15 protein-coding genes are annotated in these 21,415 nt (G+C 63.0%); 10 read left to right on the top strand and 5 right to left on the bottom strand.

The annotated features are described in order from the left end of the window. Positions 1-349: 349 nt before the first annotated feature. The gene (locus ABCW43_RS09370) at positions 350-2,803 is read right to left on the bottom strand and encodes a DNA translocase FtsK (protein WP_345923501.1); all 2,454 of its coding nucleotides are present in this window, start codon (positions 2,801-2,803) and stop codon (positions 350-352) included. Positions 2,804-2,956: 153 nt separating this feature from the next. Between ABCW43_RS09370 and ABCW43_RS09365 the strand changes: the two genes are divergently transcribed. From ABCW43_RS09365 to cysG, 10 genes are all read left to right on the top strand, one after another. Beyond that, positions 2,957-3,544: an ANTAR domain-containing response regulator gene (locus ABCW43_RS09365; RefSeq protein ID WP_345925393.1), complete on the top strand. Its 588-nt coding sequence runs from the start codon at positions 2,957-2,959 to the stop codon at positions 3,542-3,544. 37 nt (positions 3,545-3,581) lie between these two features. After that, positions 3,582-4,859: a CmpA/NrtA family ABC transporter substrate-binding protein gene (locus ABCW43_RS09360; RefSeq protein ID WP_345923499.1), complete on the top strand. Its 1,278-nt coding sequence runs from the start codon at positions 3,582-3,584 to the stop codon at positions 4,857-4,859. Positions 4,860-5,205: 346 nt separating this feature from the next. Next, a complete protein-coding gene (locus tag ABCW43_RS09355; RefSeq protein WP_345923497.1) occupies positions 5,206-6,504 on the top strand; it encodes a CmpA/NrtA family ABC transporter substrate-binding protein in 1,299 nt (432 codons plus the stop codon). A gap of 62 nt (positions 6,505-6,566) precedes the next feature. Continuing rightward, positions 6,567-7,460, top strand: a complete 894-nt coding sequence (gene ntrB / locus ABCW43_RS09350; RefSeq protein ID WP_345923495.1) for a nitrate ABC transporter permease — start codon at positions 6,567-6,569, stop codon at positions 7,458-7,460. Between the two features lie 11 nt (positions 7,461-7,471). Beyond that, positions 7,472-8,269: an ABC transporter ATP-binding protein gene (locus ABCW43_RS09345; protein WP_345923493.1), complete on the top strand. Its 798-nt coding sequence runs from the start codon at positions 7,472-7,474 to the stop codon at positions 8,267-8,269. A gap of 5 nt (positions 8,270-8,274) precedes the next feature. Then, positions 8,275-10,725, top strand: a complete 2,451-nt coding sequence (gene nirB / locus ABCW43_RS09340) for a nitrite reductase large subunit NirB (protein WP_345923491.1) — start codon at positions 8,275-8,277, stop codon at positions 10,723-10,725. A 10-nt stretch (positions 10,726-10,735) separates the two neighbouring features. Beyond that, positions 10,736-11,065: a nitrite reductase small subunit NirD gene (gene nirD / locus ABCW43_RS09335; RefSeq protein ID WP_007757224.1), complete on the top strand. Its 330-nt coding sequence runs from the start codon at positions 10,736-10,738 to the stop codon at positions 11,063-11,065. Positions 11,066-11,112: 47 nt separating this feature from the next. Further along, on the top strand, positions 11,113-11,964 hold the full coding sequence (locus ABCW43_RS09330) for a formate/nitrite transporter family protein (protein ID WP_345923489.1): 852 nt from the start codon (positions 11,113-11,115) through the stop codon (positions 11,962-11,964). Positions 11,965-11,995: 31 nt separating this feature from the next. Then, positions 11,996-14,671: a nitrate reductase gene (locus tag ABCW43_RS09325; RefSeq protein ID WP_345925390.1), complete on the top strand. Its 2,676-nt coding sequence runs from the start codon at positions 11,996-11,998 to the stop codon at positions 14,669-14,671. Further along, complete coding sequence (gene cysG / locus ABCW43_RS09320) at positions 14,643-16,115, top strand: siroheme synthase CysG (protein ID WP_345923487.1); 1,473 nt, start codon at positions 14,643-14,645, stop codon at positions 16,113-16,115. Before ABCW43_RS09325 ends, cysG begins: the two co-directional genes overlap by 29 nt. Positions 16,116-16,155: 40 nt before the next feature. On the opposite strand, the gene ABCW43_RS09315 is transcribed toward cysG, so the two are convergent. From ABCW43_RS09315 to ABCW43_RS09300, 4 genes are all read right to left on the bottom strand, one after another. Beyond that, positions 16,156-18,492: a polysaccharide biosynthesis tyrosine autokinase gene (locus tag ABCW43_RS09315; RefSeq protein WP_345923486.1), complete on the bottom strand. Its 2,337-nt coding sequence runs from the start codon at positions 18,490-18,492 to the stop codon at positions 16,156-16,158. A gap of 76 nt (positions 18,493-18,568) precedes the next feature. Beyond that, entirely contained in the window at positions 18,569-19,474 is a 906-nt protein-coding gene (locus ABCW43_RS09310) for a UTP--glucose-1-phosphate uridylyltransferase (protein ID WP_345923484.1), read from the bottom strand. Continuing rightward, positions 19,465-20,490 (bottom strand): glycosyltransferase family 2 protein, encoded by a 1,026-nt coding sequence (locus ABCW43_RS09305; RefSeq protein WP_345923482.1) that lies wholly within the window; start codon positions 20,488-20,490, stop codon positions 19,465-19,467. The genes ABCW43_RS09310 and ABCW43_RS09305 overlap by 10 nt, the downstream gene beginning before the upstream one ends. Then, positions 20,487-21,413: a glycosyltransferase family 2 protein gene (locus ABCW43_RS09300; RefSeq protein ID WP_345925388.1), complete on the bottom strand. Its 927-nt coding sequence runs from the start codon at positions 21,411-21,413 to the stop codon at positions 20,487-20,489. The genes ABCW43_RS09305 and ABCW43_RS09300 overlap by 4 nt, the downstream gene beginning before the upstream one ends. Positions 21,414-21,415: the final 2 nt, after the last annotated feature.

Below are 21,415 nucleotides of genomic sequence, written 5' to 3'. Positions count from 1 at the left end.
TCGCCTCGCTGCGTGGTCTTGTTCACGCCCGTCCTTTCGGGACAGGCTCACCACTTGCACGGCTCAACCGAACCTGGCCCGGCGGCCGGGGGGAGGCTTGATAGGACTGTTCGCCTTTCGACGACCACTCCATGGCTTTCACCTCTTTCACCATCCCCGCACGTTACGGTTCCAGTGAAAGCGCCGGCCCCGCCTGCCCGCGAACGTCTCGCGAAACACTCCGGCGACGGAAGCGGGAGGATTGTAGGCACAGGTTGAGGCGGCGGGGAAAATCGCGGCGCGATTTTTTTCCGGCGCGCCGTGTGACGCCGCACGATCCCTCGCCGGTATCACATTCGGCAATCCTGCCTCAGTCCTCAAACCCATCCCCCGCGACGGCTCCAGAGCGACCGCCAGCAATAATCTCGCGCTTGCCGACATGGTTGGCAGGTCCGACCAGGCCTTCCTGTTCCATGCGTTCGACCAGCGATGCGGCGCGGTTGTAACCGACCGAAAGGCGGCGCTGGATATAGGAGGTCGAGCATTTGCGGTCCTTCATGACCACCTTGACAGCCTTGTCGTAGAGCTCGTCGCTGTCGTCCCCGCCCATCGCGCTCTTGTCGAACACCGCTTCCTGGCTGGAAACGTCGTCATCTTCCTCGTCGTCTTCATCCTCGGTGACCGTGCCGAGATAGTCCGGCCTCCCCTGCGTCTTCAGGTGGCGGACCACCAGTTCGACTTCGGCATCCGAGACGAACGGGCCGTGGACGCGGGAAATCCGCCCGCCGCCGGCCATATGCAGCATGTCGCCCTGGCCAAGAAGGTGCTCGGCACCCTGTTCGCCGAGGATCGTGCGGCTGTCGATCTTCGAGGTCACCTGGAAGGAGATACGCGTCGGGAAGTTCGCCTTGATCGTGCCGGTGATGACGTCGACCGAGGGACGCTGGGTCGCCATGATCAGATGGATGCCGGCGGCGCGCGCCATCTGCGCCAGCCGCTGGATCGCACCTTCGATATCCTTGCCGGCGACCATCATCAGGTCGGCCATCTCGTCGACGATGACGACGATGTATGGCATGGGCGAAAGATCCATCTCCTGCTCTTCGTAGAGGATCTCTCCGTTCTGCCGGTCGAAGCCCGCCTGAACGCTGACGGTAATCACCTCGCCCTTTTCGCGGGCACCCGCGGCGCGCTGGTTGTAGCCGTCGATATTGCGGACGGCGAGGCGCGACATCTTCTTGTAGCGATCCTCCATCTCGCGAACCGCCCATTTCAGCGCCAGGACGGCCTTCTTGGGGTCGGTGACGACGGGGGTCAGCAGGTGCGGAATGCCGTCATAGACGGAAAGCTCCAGCATTTTCGGATCGATCATGATCAGCCGGCATTCCTCCGGCCGCAGCCGGTAGAGGAGCGACAGGATCATCGTGTTGATGGCAACCGACTTGCCCGAGCCGGTAGTGCCGGCGACGAGCAGATGCGGCATCTTGGCGAGTTCGGCGATGACCGGTTCGCCGCCGATCGTCTTGCCGAGGCAGAGCGCCAGCCGATGCTTGGTCTCCCAATAGTCCTCGCATTCGATCAGTTCGCGGAAATACACGGTTTCGCGGGTCGCGTTCGGCAGTTCGATACCGATCACATTGCGGCCGGGCACCACGGCGACACGAGCCGACAGTGCCGACATCGACCGCGCGATATCGTCCGCAAGGCCGATGACTCGCGAGGATTTGACGCCCGGCGCCGGCTCGAATTCGTAAAGCGTCACGACCGGACCCGGCCGCACGTCGATGATCTCGCCACGGATGCCGAAATCCTCAAGAATGCTTTCGAGCAGGCCGGCGCTCTGCTGCAGCGCGTCGGGCTGCATCGCCTGGCCGCGCTCGCCCTGCGGCTCCTGCAGGAGCGAGATCGGCGGGAATTCATATTCCGCCTCGGCCGGCCGCACGGACCGCGGACGTGCAATTTCGGGTTGGACGGGGGCAGGTTGGACGGCGACAGGTTCCACGGCCGTGATCGGCGCGGGTACCGGTACCTGCGCGACGGGCGCAGGCACGGGTTCGACGACGACCGGTGCCTTGGCTTTCACCACACGCTCGGGAGCGACCCGGACGGGAGCCACAGGCTCAGGTGCCTTGACCGGCTCCGGTCTCGGAGACGGCGCCACCACGACGGTTCTGGCCGCGGTCCGGCGCGGCACTTCGCGATAGAGGTCGGTGACGGGCGCGCCCGGCTTTGCAACGACGACCGGCAGGATTTCCGGTTCGATCGGCAGGGGTTCGGTCTCGATGACCACGGGCCCTTCGAGCTCGAACGGCATGGCGTCCCAGAAGGCGAAGTCGGAGATCGCGATATCCTGGCGCGGCACTACGATGGACGCGACCTCCTGAACCGGCTCAGGCTGCGTGACGATGACAGAACGGGATTCCGGCACGTGGTGGCGCATGGTCGCGGCAAGCTGCTGCAGGCCCGCGATCTGTTCGAGCGGAGCGGCGGGCGGTTGATAGGTTACCGGCGAATCATGCGCGACGGCCGTCAAAAACACTTCAGAGGGAATGACCTCGATCTCCTCGGCCAATGGCGCCGGGACCGGCGCCTCGGGGCCCTGCCCGGCATTCGCCTTGCGGGCCAGCGCGCTTTCCGGCGTGCGAGTGAACCGCACGTTCGGGGCCAGCCGGAAAGCCGCCTGCCATGGCGCCTGCTCGATCGCCGACTGGTTGAGATCAGCCAGATTCTGGCGGCGAAGACCCGGCTGCGCCGGGTCGACAGCGTCGTCTTCGGCGTTGGGAAGGTCAGAACTCTGAGGATGATTATTGCGTGAGAACTGCATGACAACCAGACGAGATACGGGAAGGGCACATTCTCACAGGAAGTAGAAAATAAAGGTTAACCGGTTCTTTCCAGGCGGCGAATGATGTCATGAAATCGGTCGGAGTGCCGGTTACCCTTGCCAAGATTGCTGCGCTGCGTCATCACTATAAGAATGCCGCCACCCGATCTCACCATTCTGGTTATCGATGAAAATGCCATCCGCGCTTCCATCATCGAGGAAGGGCTGCGGGAGGCTGGGCATAGCAAAGTCACCGTCATCCACGAGGTCCAGGGCGTCGCGCGCATCATCGAGACGTTGAAGCCGGACGTTATCGTCATCGATATCGAGAACCCCAACCGCGACATGATGGAGCATCTGTTCCAATTGACCCGCACCGTCAGCCGGCCGATCGCCATGTTCGTCGACCGTTCCGATACGGCCCTGATCGAGGCGGCGATGGATGCGGGCGTCTCGGCCTATGTGGTCGACGGGCTGAAGAAGGAACGCGTCAAGGCGATCCTCGACATGGCGGTCAGCCGCTTCAACGCCTTCAGCCGGCTTCAGCGGGAACTCGCCGAGGCTAAATCAGCGCTCGAGGAGCGCAAAGTGATCGAGCGGGCCAAGGGCATTCTGATGAAGATGCGCGGGCTGTCGGAAGAAGACGCGTTTGCGCTGCTGCGCCAGACGGCAATGAACGAAAAGAAGAAGATCTCGGATATCGCCCAGAGCGTGGTGACGGCCGCGGGCCTGTTGATGTGATGGTTCCGGGTATCGAAATGTCCGGGAGAGAGCCGGAGTGAACATGATGATGAAGACCGACCGATCCGGAACCAATCTCGCCGCCCCCGTGCGCGCCAATGGCGAGGGGCCGAAGGTCCTGCGCGCCGGGTTCATCCCGCTGGTCGACGCTTCCGTGCTGATCGCCGCCGCCGAATTCGGCTTTGCCGCCAAGGAGGGGTTGACCCTCGATCTCGTCAAGGACGTGTCTTGGGCCAATGTCCGCGACCGCCTCGCCTTCCGCCAGTTCGACATCGCCCACATGCTGTCGCCGATGCCGGTCGCCTCGATGCTCGGGCTCGGCTCCAACCCCTCGCCGACCATCACGCCGTTTTCGCTCGGCCGCGGCGGCAATGCGATTACGCTCTCGACGCGGCTTTTCGAGCGCATGCGCGAGACGGCCGGGCTTTCCGAGACCGCGGGCGCGCTGGAAAATGCCCAGGCCCTGGCAACCGTGATCCGCAGCATGAAGGGCAATGCCGAGACCCTGCCGACGCTCGGCATGACCTATCCGTTCTCTTCACACAATTACGAATTCCGCTACTGGCTCGCCGCCGGCGGCATCGACCCGGACCGCGACGTCAAACTGGTCGTCGTGCCGCCGCCGCTGACCTCGGATGCGCTTGCAGCCGGCGCCATCGACGGCTTTTGCGTCGGTGCCCCTTGGAACATGGTCGCCTCCGAACGCGGCGTCGGCCGCATCGTCGCCGCCAAGCAGGATATCTGGCCGTCAGCACCGGAAAAGGTGATCGCCATGCGGCCGGAATGGGCCGAAAACCATCCCGAGATAGTCTCCCGACTTCTCGTTGCGCTCGATGCCGCGGCACGCTGGTGCGACCAGGCGGAAAACCACGATGCGCTGGCGGAGGTCCTGGCCGGCCCGCGTTTCATCGCCGCCCCGGTCGATATCATCCGCCACGTGCTCTCCGGCGAATTCAGCCTCGACGCCAAGGGCAACCGGCGTGTCATCGCCGATTATTTCACCTTCCACCGCGGTTTTGCGAACTACCCGCGGCCCAGCCACGCGCTGTGGATTTACAGCCAGATGATCCGCTGGGGCCAGGTGGAGTCCAGCGCGAATGGTTTGCGTGCCGCCGCCGCGGCCTATCGCCCCGATCTTTATCGGACAGCACTCGGCATCGGACCGACGGAACCGGACGTCGGTATCGAAGGAGATCGTGACGGCGACCGCTTCATGGACGGCCATGTTTTCGATCCTTCCGAGATGACGAACTATGTCGATAATTTCGCCGTCGGCAGCTCTCTCGCAGCCCCTGCCGACCGCCATGAAATCTGAAACCCGGCATGCGCTGCACAGCAATTGCGCGCATTCAATTTAGCAACCGCACAAAAATATTGCAGCCGCACAGTCTGCCGACAATTTAAGCCAAAAGTTTCACAGCAAAAAAATACGTTCATTTTCAATGTATTAATCGGAACCATCAAACTTGGCACGCTGCTTGCTTGGTAATAATCGCCCCAGTCAATGGCGATTGGAGCAGATGAGCGCGGCATAAGCGCTTCCAAAGACATCGACGTCGCAAGGTTTTTGCTGCCCGGACTCCTCCCAGGTCCGCGGGCGCAATCTCCAAGCGGCGTTTTTTTGTGCCTAATTCCTAAGAACCAGCAGAGGGAACCTGCGCATGACCAAGTTTTTGACCACCGGCATCAGCCGCCGCAGCATGCTCAAGACCACCGCCACAGCCGCCCTCATCACGGCCGTTCGCACCGCTTTCCCCTCTGGCGCCTTCGCAGCTTCGGCCGGCCCTGAAGTGAAGGGCGTCAAGCTCGGCTACATCGCACTCACCGACGCCGCCCCGCTGATCATCGCCAAGGAAAAAGGCCTCTTCGAGAAGCATGGCCTCCCCGAAGTCGACGTCGCCAAGCAGGCGTCCTGGGGCGCGACCCGCGACAACCTCGTGCTCGGCGGTGGCGCGAACGGCATCGACGGCGCCCATATCCTTTCCCCGCTTCCCTACCTGATGCACACCGGCAAGGTGACCCAGAACAACAAGCCGGTGCCGATGGCGATCCTCGCCCGCCTCAACCTCGACAGCCAGGGCATTTCGGTCGCCAAGGAATATGCTGAAACCGGCGTGCAGCTCGACGCTTCCAAGCTGAAGGCGGCGTTTGAAAAGAAGAAGGCGGAGGGCAAGGAGATCAAGGCCGCCATGACCTTCCCGGGCGGCACCCATGATCTCTGGATCCGCTACTGGCTCGCCGCCGGCGGCATCGATCCCAACAAGGACGTCTCGACCATCGTCGTGCCGCCGCCGCAGATGGTGGCGAACATGAAGGTCGGCAACATGGACGTCTTCTGTGTCGGCGAACCCTGGAACGAGCAGCTCGTCAACCAGGGCATCGGCTTCACGGCCGCTACCACTGGCGAACTCTGGAAAGGCCATCCGGAAAAGGCGCTCGGCCTTCGCGCCGACTGGATCGAGAAGAACCCGAACGCCGCCAAGGCCCTGTTGATGGCCGTCATGGAAGCCCAGCAATGGTGCGAAAGCATGGACAACAAGGCGGAGATGGCCGAAATCCTCGGGCGTCGCCAGTGGTTCAACGTGCCGCCGAAGGACGTTCTCGGACGCCTCAAGGGCGACATCAACTACGGCAATGGCCGTGACGTGAAAGGCACCAGCCTGTTCATGAAATTCTGGAGGGACAACGCCTCCTTCCCGTTCAAGAGCCACGACGCCTGGTTCATGGCCGAGAACATCCGCTGGGGTTACCTTCCGGGCAATACCGACATCAAGGCGCTGGTCAACCAGGTGAACCGTGAGGACATCTGGCGCGACGCCGCCAAGGATCTCGGCGTCGCAGCGGCAGACATTCCGGCCTCCTCTTCGCGCGGCAAGGAAACCTTCTTCGACGGCAAGGTCTTCGATCCCGAAAACCCTTCGGCCTATCTCGACAGCCTTTCCATCAAGGCGGCGTCCTGATTTCCCCACCTCCGGCGCGTGGACGCACGCGCCGGCCTTTTCCCTTTCTAAGGAGCGCGCCGATGTCCGCCCTGGCAAAAAAAGAAAATGTTTCCGCAGTCGCTACCGCAAAGCCGGCAGCAAATATTGTCCCCTTTTCCGGCAAGCCGGTTTCAAGGATCGATTTGAAGCAGATCGGCAAAACGACACTGCGCAACGTTGTGCCGCCGGTCGTCGTATTGGCGCTGATCCTCTTGGTCTGGCAGGTCCTCTGTTCGGCGCCGGATGCCTCGCTCCCCTCCCCGCATGTGGTCTGGCAGCAAAGCTACGACCTGATCGTTTCGCCGTTCTTCTATAACGGTTCGCAGGATATCGGCCTGGGACTGCGTGTCCTCGTGTCGCTGCAGCGGGTCGCCTACGGCTTCGGCCTCGCGTCTGTCGCCGGGGTGCTGATTGGTGCGGTCATCGGCCAGTCGGTCTGGGCGATGCGCGGTCTTGACCCGATCTTCCAGGTGCTGCGCACCGTGCCGCCGCTTGCCTGGCTGCCGCTGTCGCTCGCAGCCTTCCAGGATTCAAACCCCTCGGCGATCTTCGTGATCTTCATCACATCGATCTGGCCGGTGATCATCAACACTGCCGTCGGCGTGCGCAACATCCCGCAGGATTACCGCAACGTCGCGCAGGTGCTGAGGCTGAACCAGTTCGAATTCTTCTTCAAGATCATGCTGCCCTCTGCGGCCCCGTATATTTTCACGGGCCTGCGGATCGGCATCGGCCTCTCGTGGCTTGCCATTGTCGCGGCTGAAATGCTGACCGGCGGCGTCGGCATCGGCTTCTTCATCTGGGATGCGTGGAACTCGTCGCGCCTGCCCGACATCATCGTCGCTCTCGCTTACATCGGCATCGTCGGCTTCGCCCTCGACAAGCTGGTCTCCGCGCTCGGCAAAATCGTCACCCGCGGCGCTTCGGCAAACTGAGGAGCGGACCTATGAACGCCTATCTCAAGCTCGACCATATCGACAAACATTTCGACCGCGGCGGCAACCGCGCCGAGGTTCTGAAGGACATCAACCTGACGATCTCCAAGGGCGAATTCGTCTCGATCATCGGCCATTCCGGCTGCGGCAAATCCACGCTGCTCAACCTCATTGCCGGCCTGACGCCCGTCTCCGCAGGTGCGGTCCTTCTCGAAAACCGCGAGGTCAATGCGCCGGGTCCGGAACGTGCGGTCGTCTTCCAGAACCATTCGCTGCTGCCCTGGCTGACCGTCTACGAAAACGTCAACCTGGCCGTCTCGAAAGTCTTCGGCCGCACCAAGAGCAAGGCCGAACGCCACGAATGGGTGATGGCCAATCTCGATCTGGTGCAGATGGGCCATGCCAAGGACAAGCGCCCCTCCGAGATCTCGGGCGGCATGAAGCAGCGCGTCGGCATTGCCCGGGCGCTCGCCATGGAGCCGAAGATCCTGCTGCTCGACGAGCCCTTCGGCGCGCTGGACGCGCTGACCCGCGCCCATCTGCAGGATGCCGTCATGGAGATCCACTCGCGCCTCGGCAACACGATGGTGATGATCACCCACGATGTCGACGAGGCCGTGCTTCTGTCCGACCGCATCGTGATGATGACCAACGGCCCGGCCGCCAAGATCGGCGAAGTGCTCGACGTGACCATACCCCGGCCACGCAACCGCATCGAGCTCGCCTCCGACCGAACATATCTCAAGTGCCGCGAGGCAGTGCTGAAATTCCTCTACGAGCGCCACCGCTTCGTCGAAGCCGCGGAGTAAGAACCATGACAGAAAAACTCGTTATCATCGGCAATGGCATGGCGCCGGGGCGCATGCTTGAACACCTCTTCGAACAGGCGCCCGGCCGCTACGACGTGACGATCTTCAACGCCGAACCGCGCGTCAACTACGACCGCATCATGCTCTCGCCGGTGCTTTCCGGCGAAAAGAGCTTCGAGCAGATCGTCATCCATGGCGACGGCTGGTACATCGACCACGGCATCATGCTCTACAAGGGCCACAAGATCGTCGCGATCGACCGCGCGGCAAAGACCGTCACCTCCGATCACGGCGTCACGGAAAGCTACGACAAGCTGGTCATCGCCACCGGCTCGGTGCCCTTCATCATCCCGGTACCGGGCAAGGATCTGCCGGGCGTCATCACCTATCGCGACCTCGATGACGTGCAGGCCATGCTGCTCGCCGCCCAGTCGCGCGAAAAGGCGATCGTCATCGGCGGCGGCCTGCTCGGCCTCGAAGCCGCCGCCGGCCTTGCTCAGCGCGGCATGGACGTGACGGTGCTGCACGTGATGCCGACGCTGATGGAACGCCAGCTCGATCCGGCCGCCGGTTATCTGCTGCAGAAGGCCGTCGAGGAACGCGGCATCAAGGTGATCTGTAAGGCCAATACCAAGCAGATCATCGGCAATGGCAAGGTCGAGGGCGTCGAACTCGACAACGGCACGATCATTCCCGCAACGCTGGTGGTCATGGCCGTCGGCATCCGCCCGAGCGCCGGTCTCGCCAAGGAAGCAGGCCTCGCGGTCAACCGCGGCATCGTCGTCGATGCCGGCATGCAGACCTCGGACGGCGACATCTATTCCATCGGCGAATGCGCCGAAGTGGGCGGCATGGTCTACGGCCTCGTCGCACCGCTCTACGAGATGGCCCGCATCGCGGCGTCCCATCTGGCCGGCGATACGAAGCCGGCCTTCGTGCATTCCGACACGCCGACCAAACTCAAGGTCACCGGCATCGATCTCTATTCTCTCGGCGACTTCGCCGATGGCGACGACCGCCAGGAAATCGTGCTGCGCGATGCCACCGCCGGCATCTACAAGCGCCTCGTTCTGAAGGACAACCGCATCATCGGCACGGTTCTCTACGGCGAGACCTCCGACGGCGCCTGGTTCAACGACCTGAAGAAGAAGGCGACCGATATCTCGGAGATGCGCGACACGCTGATCTTCGGCCAGGCCTACCAGGGAGGGTCCCCGCTGGACCCTATGGCGGCCGTTGCAGCCTTGCCGGATGATGCGGAAATCTGTGGCTGCAACGGCGTCTGCAAGGGCAAGATTACCTCGACCATCACCGCCAAGGGCCTGACATCGCTGGACGACGTGCGCGCCCACACCAAGGCCTCCGCCTCCTGCGGCACCTGCACCGGCCTCGTCGAACAGCTGATGGCTCTGACGCTTGGCGATGCCTACAATCCGAAGGCCGTTCAGCCGATGTGTACCTGCACCGAGCTCGGCCACGACGACGTCCGCCGCCTGATCAAGGCAAAGGGCCTGAAGACCATCCCTGCCGTCATGCAGGAACTCGAATGGAAGACCTCCTGCGGCTGCGCCAAATGCCGCCCGGCGCTCAACTACTACCTCGTCTGCGACTGGCCGGATGAATATGCCGACGACTACCAGTCGCGCTATATCAACGAACGCGTGCACGCCAACATCCAGAAGGACGGCACCTATTCGGTCGTGCCGCGCATGTGGGGCGGCGTCACCAATTCGAGCGAATTGCGCGCCATCGCCGACGTCGTCGACAAGTTCGAGATCCCGATGGTCAAGGTCACCGGCGGCCAGCGCATCGACCTTCTCGGCATCGAGAAGGAAGACCTGCCCGCCGTCTGGGCCGATCTCGGCAAGGCCGGCTTCATCTCCGGCCAGGCCTATGCCAAGGGCCTGCGCACCGTGAAGACCTGCGTCGGCTCCGATTGGTGCCGCTTCGGCACGCAGGATTCGACTGGCCTCGGCATCCGCATCGAGAAATTCATGTGGGGCTCCTGGACACCGGCGAAGCTGAAGATGGCCGTCTCCGGGTGTCCGCGAAACTGCGCCGAGGCGACCTGCAAGGACATCGGCGTCATCTGCGTGGACTCGGGCTTCGAGATCCATTTCGCCGGCGCCGCCGGCCTCGACATCAAGGGCACGGAAGTGCTCGGGCTGGTCAAGACCGAGGACGAGGCGCTCGAGCATATCGTCGCACTCACCCAGATGTACCGCGAACAGGGCCGCTACCTCGAGCGCATCTACAAATGGGCAAAGCGCATCGGCCTCGACGAAATCCGCCGGCAGATCATGACCGATACGGAGAAGCGCCAGGCCTATTACGAGCGCTTTGTCTTCTCCCAGAAGTTCGCCCAGGTCGATCCCTGGTCGGAGCGCGTCTCCGGCAAGGACAAACACGAGTTCAAGCCGATGGCGACGGTCGGCTACTCGCATGCAGCCGAGTGAGGAGATGGACATGAACTGGATCGCAATCGGCAAGCTGACCGACATTCCGCTCCGCGGCGCGCGTTGCGTGAAGACCCCGCAAGGCAAGATCGGCGTGTTCCGCACCGCCGACAACCAGGTCTTCGCCATCGAGGATCATTGCCCTCACAAGGGGGGGCCTCTGAGCCAGGGCATCGTGCACGGCACATCGGTGACGTGTCCGCTGCACAATTGGGTGATCTCGCTCGAAACCGGCAAGGCGCTCGGCGCCGACGAAGGTTCGGTCCGGACCATCCGGCTCGAACTGCGCGGCGAAGACATCTTCATGGCACTCGAGGAACAGCTGGCCGCAGCCGAATAATCGGCGCGGCCCTTACCGACGATCTACTCTAGGGAGACGAGAAAAAAATGTCCTATGTGCATCCCACTGAATTCGTGACGAAGATGATCGATGCCGGCGAGGCAAAGGTCTTGATGTCCACACACGACACCCTGATCCGGGCTTTCATGGCGGGCGCCATTCTTGCGCTTTCCGCCGCCTTCGCTGTGACCATCACGGTGCAGACCGGCAACGCTCTCGCCGGTGGCATCCTCTTCCCGGTCGGCTTCTGCCTTCTCTACCTCATGGGCTTCGATCTCCTGACGGGCGTCTTCACGCTTACGCCGCTCGCCCTGATCGACAAGCGGCCGGGTGTCACCGCCGGCGGCGTGATGCGCAACTGGACGCTCGTCTTCGTCGGCAATTTCGCCGGCGCCTTCCTTGTTGCGGTGATGATGGCGATCATCTTCACCTTCGGTTTCAGCGAGGCACCGAACGAAGTCGGCCAGAGGATCGGCCATATCGGCGAAGGCCGTACGCTCGGTTACGCGGCGCACGGCGCCGCGGGCATGCTGACGCTCTTCATCCGCGGCGTTCTCTGCAACTGGATGGTTTCGACCGGCGTCGTCGCCGCGATGATGTCGACCTCGGTGTCCGGCAAGGTCATCGGCATGTGGATGCCGATCATGCTGTTCTTCTACATGGGCTTCGAACATTCCATCGTGAACATGTTCCTGTTCCCGTCGGGCCTGCTTCTGGGCGGCAAGTTCTCGATCATGGATTATCTGATCTGGAACGAGATCCCGACCGTCATCGGCAATCTGGTCGGCGGCCTCACCTTCGTCGGCCTGACGCTCTACTCGACCCATGGCCGCAAGAGCGGCAAGCATAGTGTGCCGGCTGGCCGTATCGGCAATCCAGCCGTCGTTCCGGCGGAGTGAGCCGATGGGGGCGGGCCTTCTGGAAACGGAAATGCAGGCGGGTGGAACCACCACCAGGACGACCTGCCCCTATTGCGGCGTCGGCTGCGGCGTCATCGCCACAGTGGCGGATCACGGCGCCGTAACGGTGAAGGGCGATCCCGAGCATCCGGCCAATTTCGGCCGGCTCTGCTCGAAGGGCTCGGCGCTCGCCGAAACCATCGATCTCGACGGACGCATCCTTTTTCCGGAAATCGACGGACGGCAGACGGATTGGAACGAGGCGCTCGAGCTCGTCGCCCAGAAATTCGCGGAGACCATTGCCGAACACGGGCCGGATTCTGTTGCCTTCTACGTCTCCGGCCAATTGCTGACCGAAGATTATTACGTCGCCAACAAGCTGATGAAGGGCTTCATCGGCTCTGGCAATATCGATACGAATTCAAGACTTTGCATGTCGTCTTCCGTCGCCGGCCACCGCCGCGCCTTCGGATCCGATACCGTTCCCGGCACCTACGAGGACATCGAGTTTGCCGATCTGGTGATCCTCACCGGCTCCAACCTCGCCTGGTGCCACCCGGTGATCTATCAGCGGCTCGCAGCGGCTAAGACCGCGCGGCCGGGCATGAAGATCGTCGTCATCGATCCGCGCCGGACGATGACTTGCGATATCGCCGACCTGCATTTGGGGATTCGGCCGGACGGCGACGTGGCGCTGTTCATGGGCCTGCTCGCCCATCTGGCGCAAAGCCCGGCGATCGACCAGAATTATGTCGCCGCGCATACCCAAGGGTTTGGCGAAGCCTTTGCCGCCGCTTCCGCGCTTTCCTTCACCGAATTGATGGAGCGCACAGGCTTGGCCGCGATGCAGCTTCGCGAGTTCTTTCACCTGTTCGAGACGACGGAGAAGGTCGTCACCTGCTACAGCCAGGGCGTCAATCAGTCGGCGTCCGGCACGGACAAGGTCAACGCCATCATCAACTGCCACCTGGCGACCGGCCGTATCGGCCGGCCGGGCATGGGTCCGTTTTCGCTGACCGGTCAGCCGAACGCCATGGGCGGCCGTGAGGTCGGCGGTCTCGCCAACATGCTCGCCGCCCATATGGCGATCGAAAGCGCTGACGACCGCGACCGGGTACAGCGTTTCTGGGCCTCGCCGACGATCGCCGAAAAGCCGGGCTTGAAGGCCGTCGATATGTTCCGCGCCGTCGCCGATGGGCGGATCAAGGCGCTGTGGATCATGGCGACCAATCCGGTGGTTTCCATGCCGGATGCCGATGCGGTCGAGGCCGCCATCAAGGCCTGTTCCTTCGTCGTCGTCTCCGACATTCTCCGCGACACCGATACCGCCCGCCACGCACATGTCCTGCTGCCTTCGCTCGGCTGGGGCGAAAAGGACGGCACCGTCACCAATTCGGAACGCCGCATCTCCCGCCAGCGCTGGTTCCTGTCCGCGCCCGGCGAAGCCAGGGCCGATTGGTGGCAGATGGCGGAAGTCGGCCGCCGGATGGGCTTTGACGGCTTCGATTATCGGTCTGCGGCCGAGATTTTCGCCGAGCACGCGGCGCTTTCCGCCTTCGAGAATGAGGGCAGCCGGGATTTCGATATCGGCGCTCATGCGGATATCGACACCGCGGCCTATGATAACCTCTCTCCCCTCCAATGGCCCGCACCTGCTGAAGTCACCCCCCTCTGGAGGGGTGGCGACAAGCGCTTCTTCGCGAATGGCGGCTTCTACCATCCGGATCGCAAGGCACGTTTCATCCCCGTCCAGGCTCCGGCCACCGACCGCACCAATGAACAATATCCGCTTACATTGAACACCGGCCGCATCCGCGACCATTGGCACACGATGACGCGAACGGCGAAGAGTGCGAGGCTTTCCGGCCATATCGCAGAGCCCTTTGCAGAACTCCATCCGCGCGATGCGATGGAACTCGGCATTCGCGGCGCCGGCCTGGTCGAACTCGAAAGCCCGCACGGCAAGGCAATCGTCCGGGCGCTGGTGACCGAACGCCAGGCCCGCGGAAACGTCTTCGTGCCGATGCACTGGAACGACCAGTTCGCCACGAAAGCCCGCATCGATGCGCTGGTCGCACCCGTCACCGACCCGTTCTCCGGCCAGCCGGCGTCGAAGAACGTCGCGATTGCCGCCCGGCCATTCGCCGCTTGCTTCTACGGCTTTGCCGTTTCCGCCATCAAACCCCTGAACCCGCAGGCGGATTATTGGGCACTTGCCAAAGCCGATGGTGGCTGGCGGATCGAATTGGCGTTCACGGGCCTGATCGAAGACTGGGTGGCGTGGTGCCGTGCCACCTTCGCCATTCCGACCGGGGTCGAGCCGCTCGGTTATGCCGACCATCAATCCGGCGACCTGCGCCTTGCCTTCTTCGATGGCGGCAAGCTGCTCGCCGCACTTTTCCTCGCCAACCAGCCGGTCGCCGTCGCGCGCAACTGGGCGATCGGTCAGCTTGCCGTGGAACACACCGACCTGCGCAAGCGCTTCGCCATCGTCGCCGGACGACCCGGAGCCGACCAGCCGGATCCCGGCGCCACCGTCTGCTCCTGTTTTTCGGTCGGCGTCAACCGGATCATCGGCGCCGTGCGAGGCGGCTGTCACAGCGTCGAGGCGGTCGGGAAAGAAACCAATGCCGGCACCAATTGCGGCTCCTGCCGCGCCGAAATCAGGGGGATCATCGATGGATGTCTTGCAGCAGCCGCGGAATGAAGCGCCCGCCCGCATGGCGCCGCTCGCAAAACTGCCGGTCTTCTGGGCGCTCGAGGGGCGGCCTGTCGTCGTCGTCGGCGGATCGGATGCCGCCGCCTGGAAAGCCGAGCTTCTTGCCGCCTGCGGAGCGCAGGTGCATATCTATGCGCAAGAGCTTTCCGAGACATTCGGGAGGCTGATCGGACGCGGCACCGAACATCCGCAGGGCGAATTCATCCATCACCCGCAGGCGTGGAACACTTCGATGTTCGAAGGCGCAGCGATTGCGATTGGGGATTGCGAAGATGAGGAGGAGGCGCGAGCCTTCTTCGATGCCGCTCGTGCAGCCGGCGTGCCGGTCAACGTTATCGACAAGCCGGCTTTCTGCCAGTTCCAGTTCGGTTCGATCGTCAACCGCTCGCCGGTCGTGGTGTCGATCTCGACGGATGGCGCAGCCCCGATCCTCGCGCAGGCGATCCGCCGCCGCATCGAAACCCTGCTGCCGGCCTCGTTGAAAAACTGGGCCGAACTCGCCCAGTCGCTGCGGGAAAAGATCAACGATCGCCTGACGCCCGGCCCTCAGCGAAGAGCCTTCTGGGAACGTTTCGTGGACCGCGCCTTCGGCAGCGAACCGGGATCGGGCAGCGAAGCCGCGATCCTCGCCGATGCGGGCCGCGTGGCAACATCCTCGGCCGAAAAGGGCCGCGTCACTCTCGTCGGCGCTGGGCCTGGTGATGCCGAACTGCTGACGTTGAAGGCCGTGCGCGCCCTGCAAGCGGCCGACGTCATCCTGTTCGACGACCTCGTCTCCGACGAGGTGCTGGAACTCGCGCGCCGCGAGGCGAAACGCATGCTGGTGGGCAAACGCGGTGGCCGTGTGAGCTGCCGCCAGGAAGACATCAACGACATGATGGTGAAATTCGCCAAGGCCGGCAAACGCGTCGTCCGCCTGAAATCCGGCGATCCGATGGTCTTTGGCCGTGCCGGCGAGGAGATCGCCTGCCTGGAACGCGAAGGCATCGCGGTCGATGTGGTGCCGGGCATCACCTCGGCGAGCGCCATGGCCTCGCGGCTCGGCGTATCGCTCACCCACCGCGACCATGCGCAGGGCGTTCGTTTCGTCACCGGCCATTCGCGAAAAGGCGTGCTGCCCGACAATCTCGACTGGAAAAGCCTCGCCGATCCCCGAACCACGACCATCTATTACATGGCGGGGCGTACCGCAGGAGAGATTGTGAGCAAGCTGACGGATGCCGGCATGACCCACGACATGCCGGTGGTGATCGTCAGCGCGGTGACGCGGCCGAACGAGCGGCGCTGGGCCGGACGGCTGAGCGACATGGCCGTGGCCATGGCAGAGATCGGCATCGACGAACCCGTGCTGATCGGTATCGGCCACGTATTTCGCAAGGCGAATTTCGCCGACTGCACACAGTGGAGCGACCAGGCCGCGGCAGGCGCCTGACGGAAAAAGGGGCGGTAAAAACCGCCCCTTGGATCACGGGTTAGCGAGGCGCCGAGGCGGAGCCTTCCTTGTAATACGAAACGTAGCTGCTGTGCAGCCGCTCCGGCGAGCCCGGATCGGCATAACGATGCAACTCCGACATCTCCGTCTTGTTGAGGATCACGCCCACCGTTTTCGCGGCGATCTGCGGTTCGGACCGGATGATGGACTGCACGGCCTTCGCAGGGGTCACGCCCCATTCGGTGACGAAGACAAAACCGTCGACATAAGGTTCGAAGGCCTTGGCATCGATTACCGGCAGGAGCGGAGCCAGATCGACAACGATGACGTCGAACGTATCCTTGATGCTTTCAAGGAAATGGCTCATGCCGGAAGAAGCGAGAAGTTCGCTCGTATGGGCGAGCTGTTTGCTGCGGGTAGTCATCGGCAGGATCGTCAGGCGCGACCGGCGGTCGACACGCGCGGCATTGGTCCATGGCGTCTGCTGGAGCACTACTTCGACCAGTCCGACTTCCGGCTCGGAGGCCAGCATGCGGCTGAGACCCGGGTTGCGCAGGTCGCCGTCGATCACCAGCGTGCGAACGCCCGTCGAGGCGATCAGCCCGGCGAAATTGGCGGCGACCATGGATTTCCCTTCGCCCGGCAGGCAAGAGACCACGCCGATCACCCGGCACTTCCGATCCTGCAGCATGATATCGCATGCAAGCTTGGCATTGCGCAGCGTCTCGGCAAACTGAGACCTCGGCGCCTCGACCGCGACCCGCATCAACCGCCGGAACGAGATCGGGTTGCCCGGAGGAGCTCCCGCCGCTTCGGCGTCGGTCGGCGGCGGCGGCGGCGTTTCCTCCGCACTGACACCGCTCACTTTCGGTAGATAGCCGAGGAAGCGAAGACCCAGCTTTTCCTGCACGTCGTCACCGGTCCGGAAGAACCGCTCGCGGAATTCGAGCAGCGTTGCCGCCGCTCCGCCGATCAGCAGGCCAAGCACGATCGAGAGCGCCATGGTCAGCGTTTTACGCGGGCTGGACGGAGCCGTCGGCAGACCGGCATCCGAGATCACGCGAGCCTTGGCGATCGGGAAGGATTGCCGCTGTGTCGCCTCTTCGAAGCGCCCGAGATAGGATTCGTAGAGCGTCTTCAGCGCGGCGGCCTTCTGCTCCAGTTCACGCAGCTGGACCATCGAGACATTCGCTTCCGAATTGCGGCCCGCGACCCGGTCGATACTCTCACGCAGCGATTTTTCGCGCGAACTCGCCACTTCGAATACGTTGCGGAAGCTGCCGGTCAATTGCTGCAGTTCGCGGTAAATCTGCTGCGCGAGTTCACTCTTTTCCGCCTTGAGCGCGACGGCCTGCGGATGATTGGCGCCGAACTGCTGGACAATGCCCTGCTCGCGGTCGGAAATGTTGATGTAACGCTTGCGGAGGTCCTGAATGACCGTGTTGTCCGTATCGCGCGCCGAAATGACGGCATTCTGAACGGCTGCGTCAGGCCCTTTGTCGATGATCGCCTGATATTGATTATAGCGTGCCGAAGCGGTTGCCGCATCGGCCTGCGCCACGATCAGCTGGCTGTTGAGATCCGAAAGCTGCTGCGTCGACAGGAGTTCGCCGCGCGGCGAAACCAGGCCGTGCTGGGTCTTGAATTGCTCGACGGCAAGCGAGGCCTGCTGCGAACGGCTGTTGAGATCGTTCAGGCGCTCCTGCAGCCAGAGCGAAGCCCGCTCCGTCGCATCGAAATTGGCGTTGAGCTGTTCGGTGAGGTAGGATTCCGCATAGGTCCGCGTGATCATCGCGGCAAGCTGCGGATCCGGCGAACGAACCGATAATGCGATCACCGAACTGCGGCCGACACGCTCCACGGTCAGCGACTGCTGCAGGACGGCGGCCGCCTTTTCGCGCCGGCCCATCCGGATATTCTCCTCGGAAGCCGGTGGGCCGCCGGGTGTCAGAAGCGCGACGACGCTGCGGATGGCGCCCTTGGCAAGATCGACCGGCGACTGCGGCGGATTGACCACCACCTCGTTCTGATCGAGTTTGGCCTTGTCTACCACCCTCACCGCCAATGCCTTGGATTTCAGGATCTCGACTGCGCTGGACATGCGGTTGTCGATCTGCTGGGCCGACTGGCTGTCCTGCGGGTCGTCAGCATACCGGGAAAGGTTTTCGTCGATGAGGATCTGCGTCAGGGCGGTGTAGACCGGCTGCGCCATCACCAGATAGAGCCCCGCAAGGGCAACGGTCGCGATGAGGCAGACGACGATGACGCCCGAACGACGGATCGCAGCCGCCCAGAGCTTGTCGAGATCGATGAACGTGTCGTTATCCCGCGTTTCACTCGGGAATATCGTTCTCGGCCGGAAGTTTACCTGATCCATAGGGCTCGCTTTCTGGAGCTTTGGGGAACGGATGGCGAAACCGCCGCCATCCGTCTCGTAATGATTTGAATGCGCGTCAGGCTGCTTTGACCCGCGTTTCGTGCGACATCATCAGTTCCTTGATGGAGGCGTAAATCTCGGCCCCCATGTCCTGGCGAAGCATGGCGAAGGCGACATTCGCTTCGATAAAGCCGCGCTTGCTGCCGCAATCGAACGTGCGCCCCTGATAGGGATGCGCATGGAACGGCTGGACCTGCGCAAGCTTATGCATGCTGTCCGTCAGCTGAATTTCGTTGCCGGCGCCGCGTTCCTGTCGGGCCAGCAATTCGAAGATTTCCGGCTGCAGGATATAGCGCCCATTCAGGTAATAATTGGACGGCGCTTCGGCAGGTTTCGGTTTTTCGACCATCTCCGTCACCTCGAAACCGTGCGATACGCTATGGCCGACACCCACGATACCATAGCTCGACGTCTCTTCCGGTGCGCATTCCTCGACCGCAAAGACATTGCCGCCGACTTCTTCATAGAGATCCATCAGCCCGGCCATGCAGCCCTGCGGACCGTAGGAGACCATGTCGGGCAGAAGCAGCGCGAAGGGTTCGTTGCCGACCAGTTCGCGGGCGCACCAGACCGCATGGCCAAGCCCGAGCGGCACCTGCTGGCGCGTATAGCTGACGGTGCCGGCGACCGGCAGCATCTTTTCGAGCTGGGTAACCTGCACCGTCTTGCCAGAGCGGGTCAGCGTCGCGACCAACTCCGGCGCGCTGTCGAAATAGTCCTCGATCGCGGTTTTGTTGCGGCTGGTCACGAAAATGATGTTCTCGATTCCCGCCTGCATGGCTTCGTCGACCGCATATTGCACGACGGGCCGATCGACGATCGTCAACATTTCCTTCGGCATGGCCTTGGTGGCCGGCAGGAACCGAGTGCCGTTGCCTGCGACGGGTATCACCGCCTTTCGAACTGGTCTTTTCATGTCCATTCCTTCGTCCTTTCTGAGGGCGCCCCCGCCCTATTGATCGGATTTTCAAGTGACGTCGGCCGTTTCACCAGCCGACGCATGCGAACGGCAATCGGCATGCGCAGCAGTCGCAGCGCACGTGGGTTTTCGATTGCCGTTTTCAGGAAGCCGCCGACGGAACCCTTCTTGATTTCGTCGACGAGCGTGAGAAATGAACCCGCTTCGAGGATGCTGCGGGTGCGCCTGCGCTGGGCAGCCGAGGCTTTCGCATCCAGCTTGTAGCGGGCGAGAAACGCGCGGTCGGAGGCGAGCATCGCATCCAGATGGCGCTGCTCCAGAACGCGCGAGATCGAGTCCTGGCGCAGGTGATAGACATATCCGATCTCCGGCACGATCGCGCACCGCGCACCGCTCGCCAGGGCAGAAGCAAGCAGCAGATAGTCCTCGCCGACCCGCAGCGCCTCGTCAAAGCGCAGCCCGTGCTCGACGAGAAATGCCCGTTCGAAGATCGGCTTCATGTAACCGAAGTTGAAGGTCGACTGGAAAATCACGTTCGAGCCGATGAAATCGGCAAGCGTCAGCATCGACCGCCGCCTCAGGGCCTCCTTGGAGAACATCGCATGGGGCTCCCCATCGTCGAACGGAATGACGTCAAGATTGTCGACGACGATCTGTGCCTGCGCATCCTCGGCCCGCTCCAGCATGGTCAACAGCCTGGCCGGATAGACCGTGTCGTCGGAATCGAGAATGGCGACCCAACGGCCCCTTGCCGCAGCAAGTCCGGCGTTTCGAGCTGCAGCCGGCCCGCCGTTCACCGCCTGGGCGATCAGCCTGACACGATGATCGGAATAGCCGTCCGCGATTGCCCGCGTCCCGTCCGTCGAACAATCGTCGACGACGATCACCTCGAGCGTCACGCCGATCTGGGCGAGCGCACTGTCGATCGCGCGCGCAAGCGTCTCCTCGGCATTGTAAGCCGCAATCACAAAGCTCACGTCGGGTTGGAAATCCGGGGCCTGCATATCACTCATCGTCATGTGGCTTCGGCGGCTCCGTATTGGCGGATCTCGCGGATGCCGAGCGTGCCCGTGACAGCTCCGGCATGCAGTGCCGCGCGAAGGGCATAGCGAATACGGATGACCGGAGAGGCAACGGCTGCCGCCGTCACCGCCAGGCAATAACCGAGCTTCAGCGCGGCAAGGGCGGTCTGCTTGATCCGGGCGAGGCCGGAATTCTTCGTCGCGAGGATGCGCCCATGCGTCTGCCCGGAACGGAACCTGCGCTTGGCGAGCCAGGAGAAGCTTGCCCGCTTTTCAGGAACCAGTTCTTCGACCACCGCGTCCGGCGCAAATTCGATCTGCCCGCCGGCATCCGTCAAGGCGGTGAAGAAATGCGTATCCTCGCCACCGCTCTGGCCGAGCGAAAGCGCGAACCTGCGGCCCGCGACGACCGGCGAGCGCATGTGGAGAAGGGTATTGCAGGTATAACCCGCCCTGATCTGCCCGCCGACCCAGACGGGCATGGTCGAGTGAAAATCGCCCTTGCGCATCCAGTCGGCACTCTGGATTCCATAGACCGCCCTCACCGGCCCCAGAACCGCATCGGCTCCGGTCAGCCTCGCCGTCGATACGAGCCCGACCAGCCATTCCGGCTCCGCCGTCTCGTCGTCGTCGATGAAGGCGAGGTAGTCCGCGTCGCTTTCGGCAAGGCAGGCATTGCGGGCGATCGAGATATTCGATTTCGGGCAATGCACATAGCGGATCGGAAACGGCGAACGCTCCCGCAAGCCGTCCACCAGCCCGCGTGCGCTCGGACCCGCGTCGTTGTCAGCGACGATCAGGCGCAATTCCGCGCCGGCCGGAACGGCGATCTCGAAGAGCGAGGTCAGCGTTTCGGCGAGTTCCGGCCGCCGATAGGTGCAGATGCCGATATCGATGCGGAACGGCCTTTCCTCTGCCATCA

Source organism: Neorhizobium tunisiense, from assembly GCF_039631515.1.
Classification (GTDB): Bacteria; Pseudomonadota; Alphaproteobacteria; order Rhizobiales; family Rhizobiaceae; genus Neorhizobium.
This window is presented reverse-complemented; position numbering and strand designations above follow the sequence as displayed.